1 pseudogene is annotated in these 596 nt (G+C 66.4%); it reads left to right on the plus strand.

Annotation, left to right across the window (positions count from 1 at the left end):
* Positions 1-40: 40 nt before the first annotated feature.
* Positions 41-596 (plus strand): annotated as a pseudogene (locus tag AC3EUV_RS38390) (IS5 family transposase); the annotation flags it as partial.

The following is a 596-nucleotide window of genomic DNA, read 5'->3' on the forward strand; positions in this document are numbered from 1 at the left end:
AGACGTCATCTCATTTGGCTGACTCGGTAGGGTGTCGGTCGTGGTGGGGATCGTTGAGCGGCTGGTGCCGGATGAGTTGTGGGAGTTGTTCCAGCGGGTGGTACCTGAGGTCCCCTCGCGGCCTCAGGGTGGTGGCCGACGCCGGCACGGCGACCGGGAAGTGTTGGCTGCGATCGTGTTCGTGGCCACGTCAGGCTGCACGTGGCAGCAGTTGCCGTCAGCGTCGTTCGGGCCATCGGGGGCGACGGCTCACCGGCGTTTCTCCGAATGGACGAAAGCCAGGGTGTGGGCCAAGCTCCACCGCCTGGTCCTCGACGAGCTCGGCGCCCGTGGCGAGTTGGACTGGTCCCGCTGTGCGATCGACTCGGTGAACATGCGGGCCCTGAAAAGGGGGACCTGACGGGTCCGAATCCTGTCGACCGGGGCAAGTACGGCTCGAAGATCCACTTGATCACTGAACGGACCGGTCTGCCCCTGTCCGTCGGGATCTCGGGGGCGAACCTGCACGACAGCCAGGCCCTGATCCCTCTGGTCAAAGGCATACCGCCGATCCGGTCCCGCCGAGGACCCCGACGACGCGGGCCGGACAAGCTGCA

Source organism: Streptomyces sp. bgisy130, assembly GCF_057708345.1.